Genomic DNA, 8,666 nt, shown 5'->3' with positions numbered 1-8,666 from the left:
CCACAGCACCATCTCGATCGGAAACTCGCGGCCGTCGGCGCGCAGCCCGAACAGCTCCATGCGCCGGCCCAGCACGCGCGGCGCGCCGCCGGCCGCGAGCCGCGCCATGCCGGCATCGTGCGCGGCCCGGTAGCGCTCGGGCATCGCGACCTCGCTGACGCGCCGGCCCAGCACGTCGGCGCGCSKGCGKCCGAASATCGCCTCGGCCGACGGGTTGAACTCGACGATGCRGCCCTSSSCGTCGGTGGAGATCAGCGCSGCSAGCGCRTGGTCGACGATCGCCGACTTCAGCGCCTCGCTGGCGCGCAGCTGCTCGACCTGTTGCGCCAGCGCCTCCTCGTGCAGCTTCAGCTCGGTGTGGTCGCGCCCGAACACGACGATCGCCTGCACCGGCTCGCCGGGCGGGCCGTACGGCACCATCGTCTCCTGGACGAAGCGCCGGCCGCGCACCGGGTACTCGACCCAGCCCTGCCAGCGCAGCGATTCGCCGCCGAACAGGCGCTCGGTCCACGGCAGGTAGCCCTCGTACGACGCGCGGCCGATCACGTCGGCCAGGTGCCGGCCGGTGATCTGCTTCGGTGTCAGCCCGAAGAAGCCGGCCGCCTCGCCGTTCGCGTAGCGGTAGCGGTGCGCACGGTCGATCACCGCGACGCGCGCGGTGATGTGGTCGAGCAGCGAGCTCATCAGCGCCGGGTCCAGCGCCGCACCGTCCGCGGCTTCGGGGCGCTCGCCCCATCGCAGGCGGCCGGTCCAGCTGAACTCGCGCTGGAGTCCGGTCATGCGTCCGCGACGTGGGGCACGAAGACGTAGCCCACGTTGCGAACGGTCTTCAGCACTTCCGGCTTGTCGGGGTTGGATTCGATCTTGCGGCGCAGCCGCATCACGCGCAGGTCGATCGAGCGGTCGAACACGTCCCAGCCGCGGTTGTGCGCCTGCTCCATGATCTGGTCGCGGCTCAGCGGCCGGTTCGGGTGGCGGGCGAACAGCGACAGCAGGTCGAACTCGGCAGCGCTGATCTCGACCTCGCGGCTGTCGTCGAGCGCGAACAGCCGGCGCTGGTCGAGGTCGAGCTCGCAGGTGCCGAAGCGCACGCGCTTGCTCGGCGTCGGCTGCGAGGCGGCCGCCGCCACCTGCGGTGCCAGCGTGGCGAGCGCCACGCGGCGCAGCACCGCGCGGATGCGCGCCAGCAACTCGCGCATCTCGAACGGCTTGGGCACGTAGTCGTCGGCACCGAGCTCCAGGCCGACGATGCGGTCGACCGATTCGCCGGCGGTGGTCAGCATCACCAGCCCCATGTGCGGGTGGCGCTCGCGCAGCCAGCGCGCGAGCGACAGGCCGTTCTCGCCGGGCATGTTGACGTCGAGGATGGCCAGGTCGGGCAGCGATTCGGCGAGCATCTCGCGCGCCTGTGCCGCATCCTGCGCGGTGCGCACGACCAGGCCGTGGCGGCCGAAGTACTCGCTCAGCAGCGAGCGGATCTCCGGCTCGTCGTCGACGACCAGCACGACAGGGGTGGCGGCTTGCACGCCGGACGCCATGGGGAAGATGCCTCGTTGCGGTATGTCGCGGGGGGTTCGCGGCGGATCATATCGGTCCGGCGGCGCAATGCCGGCACGGTTCGCGCCGCTCAGCACCGCGGTGATCCATTCGGTGGCGGTCGGCGTGGTGTTCATCGCGCACCGCTCACAGGCTCAGGTGGGCGATGTCCTCGCCGAAGGCCTCGCTGCGGAACACCACCGGCCGGGTGTCGGCGAACTCCAGCCGGTGCGCCTGGGCGAAGCGGGCGCGCTGCACCGCGACACGCGACGGGCGGCGCGCAGGCGCAGCGGCGCGGCGCGAGAACAGGCGTTGCAGCGTGGTGGTGACGAGGGTCGCGGTCATGGGGGGCTCCGGGCGGTTGTGCGTGTTGGTATGCCGTCAGTGTCGAAGCGGTGGGTATCAACCCCGTTTCCGCAACGGCCCGCTTTGTTTCGTTTGTTTCACCACGCCCCGCCCGTATCATCCCGCGATGCCCGCCACCCTCGCCGGCCAGCTCGTCGTGGCCATTTCCTCGCGCGCCCTGTTCGATTTCGAAGAGGAGAACCGCCTGTTCGAAGCCAAGGACGACCGCGCCTACATGCAGCTGCAGCTGCAGCGCGTCGGCGAACCGGCGAAGCCCGGCGTCGCGTTCTCACTGGTCAACAAGCTGCTCGCGTTCAACGCGGCGTCGCCGCAGGCCTCGGTCGAGGTGGTGATCCTGTCGCGCAATGACCCGGTCTCGGGCATGCGGGTGTTCCGCTCGGCCCAGCATTACGGGCTGCCGATCCAGCGCGGCGTGTTCACGCGCGGCGAATCGCCATGGCGCTACCTGCGGCCGCTGAATGCCCACCTGTTCCTGTCGACCAACGAGGCCGACGTGCGCTCGGCCCTCGAGGCCGGCGTGCCGGCCGCCCGCGTCTACCCGCACTCGGCGCGTGCGTCCGATGCCCATCCGCACGAGGTGCGGATCGCGTTCGACGGCGACGCGGTGCTGTTCTCCGACGAGGCCGAGCAGGTGTTCCAGAGCGGCGGGCTCGATGCCTTCCAGGCCCATGAGCGCGACAAGGCGCTGAAGCCGCTGCCGGCGGGGCCGTTCAAGCCGCTGCTCGAAGCGCTGCAGCTGCTGCAGCGCCAGGCCTCGCCGGCGATGCGGGTGCGCACCGCGCTCGTCACCGCGCGCAGCGCACCGGCGCACGAGCGCGCGATCCGCACGCTGATGGACTGGCACATCGAGATCGACGAGGCGATGTTCCTCGGCGGGTTGCCGAAGGGCGAGTTCCTGCGCGAGTTCGAGCCCGATTTCTTCTTCGACGACCAGACCGGGCACATCGAGAACGCCGCCGCCCATGTGCCTTCAGGCCATGTCGCGGCCGGCGTCTCGAACCTGATCGCGCAGGTGGCGGCCGTTCAGGCCGAGCGCTGACGCCACCAGCCGAGGCCGGCCGAGGTGCCGGCGCGCGGGCGGTACTCGCAGCCGATGTGGCCGCTCCAGCCGAGCTCGTCGATCACGTCGAACAGGTGGGCGCAGTTCAGCTCGCCGACGTCCGGCTCGTGCCGCTGCGGCACGCCCGCCACCTGCATGTGGCCGACGCGGCCGCTCGGCAGGTACTGGCGCAGCTTCATCTCGACGTCGCCCTCGACGATCTGGCAGTGGTAGAGATCCATCTGCACCTTCAGGTTGGGCCGCCCGAGCTCGACGACCACCGCATGCGCCTCGGATTGCCGGTTCAGGAAGTAACCCGGGACGTCGCGCGTGTTGATCGGCTCGATCGTCAGCTCGATGCCGAGCGGTGCCGCATGGCCGGCCGCCCAGTCGAGGTTGGCGACATAGCACTCGCGCAGCCAGGCCCGGTCGACCTCCGGCGGCGCGATGCCCGCCATCACGTGCAGCCGCGGGCAGCCGATCTCGCCGGCCAGCGCCAGCGCATGTTCGATGCCTTCGCGGAAGGCGGCCTCGCGGCCGGGCAGGCAGGCCAGGCCGCGCTCGCCCTGCGTGGCATCCCCTGGCGGCGCGTTGAACAGCACCTGCCGCAGTCCGTTCCCCTGCAGCCGCGCCTTCAGTTCCGCAGCCGGCAGGTCGTACGGGAACAGGCATTCGACCGCGTCGAAGCCGTCGCGCGCCGCGGCCTCGAAGCGATCGATGAACTCATGCTCGGTGTACATCAGGCTCAGGTTGGCGGCGAACTTCGGCATGGCGGGTCTCCTCAGCGGTGAAGTCAGCGGTGAAGTCAGCGGTGAGAGCTGCCGTCCTGCGCTTCCATGAACGCGCGCCGGAAGGCCAGCGGCTTCGAGATGCCGTTCAACGGTGCCTGCGGCGAACCGGCCCCCGAGATCAGCAGCGAGCCGTAGTCGAGCATGCGGCCCATCACCGTCTGGTCGACCTGGATCGATTCCACCTTGTTGATGTTGATCTCGATCGTCTGCCGCGAGATGAAGCCCTGCTTGACGATCACCCGCTTGTTCGTCACCRCGAGCTCGGTGGTCTTGTACATCACGTAGGCATAGCCCCAGGCGATCAGCCCGACGCCGAAGGCCGGCAGCAGCACCAGGCCGAGCAGCAGCGGCACCCACAGCGACCAGAGGCTCACGTGGGCGTAGTGCAGCACGCGTTCGTCCGGGGTCAGTGCGCCTTCGATGTAGCTCGACATGGTGTTCCTTGGGGAGAGTGCGGCGTGACGATAGCAGCTGCGGGTTGCTACAGTCGGCGCCCGCCCCTTGCGTCGCCGCGATGCCGCCCACCGTCCGCACCGTCCTGCCGCTGTCCATCGTCACCGCCACCAGCATGCTGGCGATGGACCTGTTCCTGCCGGCCGTGCCGACGCTGCAGGCCTCGCTCGGCATCGACGTGACGCTGGCGCAGGCGACGGTCGCGGTGTTCCTCGCCGGGCTCGCCGCGTCGCAGCTGATCTGGGGCGAGGCGATGACGCGGCTCGGCCCGCGCCGCTGCGTGCAGATCGGCGTCTCGCTGCTGGTGCTCAGCGCCTTCGGCTGCGCGCTGGCGCCCGACATCGGCTGGCTGCTCGCGATGCGCGCGCTGCAGGGCGCGGCCGCCGGTGCGGCGACGGTGGTGGCGCCGAGCGTCGTGCGCGCGACGCTGCCGGACGAGCATGCGGTGAAGGGCATCGCCTCGATCGCGATGATCGAGTCGGCGGTGCCGGCCGCCGGGCCGGTGCTCGGCAGCGCGCTGCTGCTGGTGATGGACTGGCGCGCCACGTTCTGGATCCTCGGCGGCGTCACGCTGCTCGCGCTGCCCTTCGTCGTGCGCGTCACGCCGCGCGAGCTGCCGGGGCTGGACCGCAGCGCCGCCTCGGGCTACGGCGCGATCGTCGGCAACCGCAGGTTCGTGCGCCTCGCGCTGTGCCATGCGCTGTGCTTCGGTGCGCTGCTGAGCTTCGTCGCGAGCGCGCCGCAGCTGATGGTGCATGCCTACGGCCGCGGCGCCGCCAGCTTCGCCGCGCTGCAGCTGATGAGCGTGCTGTGCTTCATGGCGGTGGCCAGCCAGTCCGGGCGGATCAGCCGGCGCTTCGGCGCGGCGCGTGCGGTGCAGGCCGGCTGCTGGGCGCATGTGGCGCTGTGCGGCGGCTTCGCGCTCGCGGCCTGGCTCGGACAGCCCGGCTACGCAACGGTCGCGGTGTTCTGGTGCGCCTTCACCGCGGTGCTCGCGGTGCGCGGGCCGGCCGCCTTCAGCGAGGCGCTGGCCCTGCCGCCGGTGCAGATGGGCCGCGCGTCGGCCCTGCTGATGCTGGCGATCCTCGCGGCCGGCGCGCTCGGCACGCAGGGCGTGGCGCCGTTCATGTCGGGCCGCTCGCCGCTGCCGCTGGCCCTGGCGATGCTGCTGCTGTGCGTCGCCAGCCTCGCAATGGTGCTGCCGTATCCCCACGGCCGCGCTTCCGCTTCACAATGAACGCCTATTCGAGATCGGAGACCCCATGTCCTACGTGATGCTCATCGTCGAACCCGTCGAACAACGCGGCCAGCGCACGCTCGCCGAAGGCCAGGCGGCCTACGACAGCATGCTGGGCTATGCCGAGAAGCTGAAGGCCCGCGGCGTGCTGAAGGGCGCCGAATCGCTGCTCGCGCAGGACCGCGCGGTGCGCGTGCAGAAGCGCGCCGGCGAGAAGCGGCTGGTCGACGGCCCGTTCGCCGAGGCCAAGGAAATGATCGGCGGCTTCTTCCTGCTCGACGTCAAGACGCGCGACGAAGCGGTGGCGATCGCGGCCGATTGCCCGGCCGCCGAGTGGTGCACGATCGAGGTCCGCGAGCTCGGCCCCTGCTTCGCCTAGGCACCCCGGGGGTTATCCCTGAGCTGGCCCTGGCGATGTCGATCCGGCCGCTGATCGCCCGTCGTGTGAACAGGGGCGGACCCATCGATCCGCCCGTCACACCCAGGAGCCGATCATGCTGAAGTCCACCCTGCTCGTCATCGCCGCTGCGCTCGCCGTGCTGCTGGTCTACGCCGCCACCAAGCCCGACACCTTCCGCGTCGAGCGCAGCGTGCGCATCCAGGCGCCGCCGGAGAAGCTGCACGCGATGATCAACGACCTGCGCAGCTTCAACACCTGGAACCCGTACGAGCGCAAGGACCCGGCGTTGAAGGGCAGCTACGGCCCGACCACCGTCGGCACCGGCGCGCGCTACGGCTGGGAGAGCAAGGAGGTCGGCACCGGCAGCCTCGCGATCCTCGAGACCGTGCCGGCCTCGAAGGTCACGATGGCGCTCGATTTCGTGAAGCCGTTCGAGGCGCACAACCAGGCCGAGTTCACGCTGCAGCCCGAGCAGGGCGGCACCCGCGTGACCTGGGCGATGCACGGCCCGGTTCCGTACCTCGGCAAGGTCATGCACGTCTTCATCAACGTCGACCGCATGGTCGGCACCGACTTCGAGGCGGGGCTCGCGAACCTGAAGAGCCTCGCCGAGAAGAGCACCTGAGGACCCCGGTGGAATCGACACAACCACGCACAGAGACACACCGTGCGATCGAAGCCGTCTGGCGCGCAGAGGCCGCGAAGATCATCGCGCACGTCGCGCGCATCGTGCGCGACGTCGGCCTGGCCGAGGAACTCGCGCAGGACGCGCTGCTCGCCGCACTGGAGCACTGGGAGGGCGGCGTGCTGCCCGACAACCCGGCGGCCTGGCTGATGACCACCGCCAAGCACCGCGCGCTCGACCGGCTGCGGCAGGACGCGCTGCATGCCCGCAAGCAGGAGGAGCTCGGCCACGAGATGGACGCGATGCAGGCGCACGTGGTGCCCGACTTCGTCGACGGGCTCGATGCCGCGCGCGAGGACGACATCGGCGACGACCTGCTGCGCCTGATCTTCACCGCCTGCCACCCGGTGCTGTCGACCGATGCGCGCGTCGCGCTGACGCTGCGGCTGCTCGGCGGGCTGACGACCGACGAGATCGCGCGCGCCTTCCTGGTGCCCGAGCCGACCATCGCTCAGCGCATCGTGCGCGCCAAGCGCACGCTGAGCGCGGCACGCGTGCCGTTCGAGGTGCCGCAGGCGGATGCGCGCGCGGCGCGGCTCGGCTCGGTGCTGGAGGTGATCTACCTGGTGTTCAACGAAGGCTATTCGGCGACCGCCGGCGACGACTGGATGCGCCCGTCGATGTGCGACGAGGCGCTGCGGCTCGGCCGCGTGCTGGCCGGCCTGGCGCCCGGCGAGAGCGAGGTGCACGGCCTGGTCGCGCTGATGGAGATCCAGGCTTCGCGCACGCCGGCGCGCACCGATGCGCAGGGCCGCCCGGTGCTGCTGATGGAGCAGGACCGCGGCCGCTGGGATCCGCAGATGATCGCGCGCGGGCTGGCGGCACTCGCGCGATCCGAGGCGCTGGGCGGCGCGCGCGGGCCCTATGCGCTGCAGGCAGCGCTCGCGGCCTGCCATGCCCGCGCGCGCCGCGCCGACGAGACCGACTGGGTGCAGATCGTCGCGCTGTACGACGCGCTCGAGCAGGTGGCGCCGTCGCCGGTGGTGGCGCTGAACCGCGCGGTGGCGGTCGGCATGGCGTTCGGGCCGGCGGCCGGGCTGGAACTGGTCGACGAACTCGAGGCCGAACCGGCGCTCGCGAACTACCACTGGCTGCCGAGCGTGCGCGCCGACCTGCTCGCGCGGCTGGGCCGGCACGCCGAGGCGCGCGAGGCCTTCGAGCGCGCCGCCGAGATGACGCGCAACGAGCGCGAACGCGAACTGCTGCTGCAGCGGGCCCGGGAGCAGCCGGACTGAGCGGCAGAGGGGCTGGCGGATGCCGCTTTTTTGGCATGCCGGCGGCCCAAAATTTCATTTGTGCGACACCGGAGCGCTCGCTACGCTGTCGCCCCATGACCTGGACCACCTCCCTGCCGCTGATCGCGATCCTGCGCGGCATCCGCCCCGAAGAAGCCCTGCCCCATGCGCAGGCCCTGATCGATGCCGGCTTCGATGCGATCGAAGTCCCGCTGAACTCGCCGCAATGGCAGAAGAGCATCGCCGACATCGTGCAGCGCTTCGGCAGCCGGGCGCTGATCGGCGGCGGCACGGTGCTGAAGCCGGCCGACGTGGATGCGCTGGTCGAGGTCGGCGCGAAGCTCGTCGTGACGCCGAACACCCGGCCCTCGCTGATCGCCTACGCGGTGCAGCGCGGCCTGCAGGTGGCGGCCGGCTTCGCGACCGCCAGCGAAGCCTTCGACGCGCTCGATGCCGGCGCGCAGGCGCTGAAGCTGTTCCCGGCCACCACCTACGGCACCGGCCATGTGAAGGCGCTGAAGGCGGTGCTGCCGGCCGGCGTGCCGCTGTTCGCGGTGGGCGGCGTCACACCGGCCAACCTGGGCGAGTACCTGCGCGCCGGCTGCATCGGCGCCGGCCTCGGCAGCGACCTCTACAAGCCGGGGCAGGACGTGTCGCGCACCAGCGAGATGGCGCGCGCGTTCGTCGCCGCGCTGCAGGCCGCCCGATGATCGCCGTCGACTGGGGCACGAGCAGCCTGCGCGCCTACCGCCTCGATGCCGCCGGCAGCGTGCTGGCGCAGCGCAGCACGCCGGCCGCGCTGCTCGCCTGCCAGGGCCGCTTCGAGGCGGTGCTGGCCGAGCAGATCGACGGCTGGAGCGATCCGCACATCGTGATGGCCGGCATGATCGGCAGCCGCAACGGCTGGCGCGAGGTGCCCTACGT

12 protein-coding genes are annotated in these 8,666 nt (G+C 71.3%); 7 read left to right on the top strand and 5 right to left on the bottom strand.

Features of this window, described 5'->3' with window-relative positions; translation table 11 throughout:
* The 3 genes from AC1D01_RS12305 to AC1D01_RS12295 all read right to left on the bottom strand — a co-directional run.
* On the bottom strand, window positions 1-780 hold a 780-nt coding region (locus tag AC1D01_RS12305; RefSeq protein WP_477866531.1), incomplete at its 3' end, for a PAS domain-containing protein.
* Window positions 777-1,673 (bottom strand): response regulator, encoded by an 897-nt coding sequence (locus tag AC1D01_RS12300; RefSeq protein ID WP_477866529.1) that lies wholly within the window; start codon window positions 1,671-1,673, stop codon window positions 777-779. The genes AC1D01_RS12305 and AC1D01_RS12300, both read right to left, overlap by 4 nt.
* Window positions 1,674-1,683: 10 nt before the next feature.
* Window positions 1,684-1,881, bottom strand: a complete 198-nt coding sequence (locus AC1D01_RS12295) for a hypothetical protein (protein WP_477866527.1) — start codon at window positions 1,879-1,881, stop codon at window positions 1,684-1,686.
* A gap of 127 nt (window positions 1,882-2,008) precedes the next feature.
* Here AC1D01_RS12295 and AC1D01_RS12290 point away from each other — a divergent pair, with 127 nt between their 5' ends.
* Complete coding sequence (locus tag AC1D01_RS12290) at window positions 2,009-2,941, top strand: 5'-nucleotidase (RefSeq protein ID WP_477866525.1); 933 nt, start codon at window positions 2,009-2,011, stop codon at window positions 2,939-2,941.
* Here AC1D01_RS12290 and otnI read toward each other — a convergent pair.
* Window positions 2,926-3,711 carry a 2-oxo-tetronate isomerase gene (gene otnI, locus AC1D01_RS12285; RefSeq protein ID WP_477866523.1) on the bottom strand — a complete coding sequence of 262 codons (786 nt, stop codon included), beginning with the start codon at window positions 3,709-3,711 and terminating at the stop codon, window positions 2,926-2,928. The genes AC1D01_RS12290 and otnI overlap by 16 nt on opposite strands.
* Before the next feature lie 35 nt (window positions 3,712-3,746).
* Complete coding sequence (locus AC1D01_RS12280; RefSeq protein WP_477866521.1) at window positions 3,747-4,166, bottom strand: PH domain-containing protein; 420 nt, start codon at window positions 4,164-4,166, stop codon at window positions 3,747-3,749.
* 80 nt (window positions 4,167-4,246) lie between these two features.
* Between AC1D01_RS12280 and AC1D01_RS12275 the strand changes: the two genes are divergently transcribed.
* The 6 genes from AC1D01_RS12275 to AC1D01_RS12250 all read left to right on the top strand — a co-directional run.
* A complete protein-coding gene (locus AC1D01_RS12275) occupies window positions 4,247-5,422 on the top strand; it encodes an MFS transporter (protein WP_477866519.1) in 1,176 nt (391 codons plus the stop codon).
* Window positions 5,423-5,447: 25 nt separating this feature from the next.
* Window positions 5,448-5,801, top strand: coding sequence for a YciI family protein (locus AC1D01_RS12270; protein ID WP_477866517.1), 354 nt, complete (start codon window positions 5,448-5,450; stop codon window positions 5,799-5,801).
* 115 nt (window positions 5,802-5,916) lie between these two features.
* Complete coding sequence (locus tag AC1D01_RS12265) at window positions 5,917-6,447, top strand: SRPBCC family protein (protein WP_477866515.1); 531 nt, start codon at window positions 5,917-5,919, stop codon at window positions 6,445-6,447.
* 8 nt (window positions 6,448-6,455) lie between these two features.
* The gene (locus AC1D01_RS12260) at window positions 6,456-7,742 is read left to right on the top strand and encodes an RNA polymerase sigma factor (RefSeq protein WP_477866513.1); all 1,287 of its coding nucleotides are present in this window, start codon (window positions 6,456-6,458) and stop codon (window positions 7,740-7,742) included.
* A 95-nt stretch (window positions 7,743-7,837) separates the two neighbouring features.
* Entirely contained in the window at window positions 7,838-8,452 is a 615-nt protein-coding gene (locus tag AC1D01_RS12255) for a 2-dehydro-3-deoxy-6-phosphogalactonate aldolase (RefSeq protein ID WP_477866511.1), read from the top strand.
* A partial coding sequence (locus AC1D01_RS12250; protein ID WP_477866509.1) for a 2-dehydro-3-deoxygalactonokinase occupies window positions 8,449-8,666 on the top strand: 218 nt, incomplete at its 3' end. The genes AC1D01_RS12255 and AC1D01_RS12250, both read left to right, overlap by 4 nt.

The organism is Rhizobacter sp. P3_B12, assembly GCF_056402895.1.
This window is presented reverse-complemented; position numbering and strand designations above follow the sequence as displayed.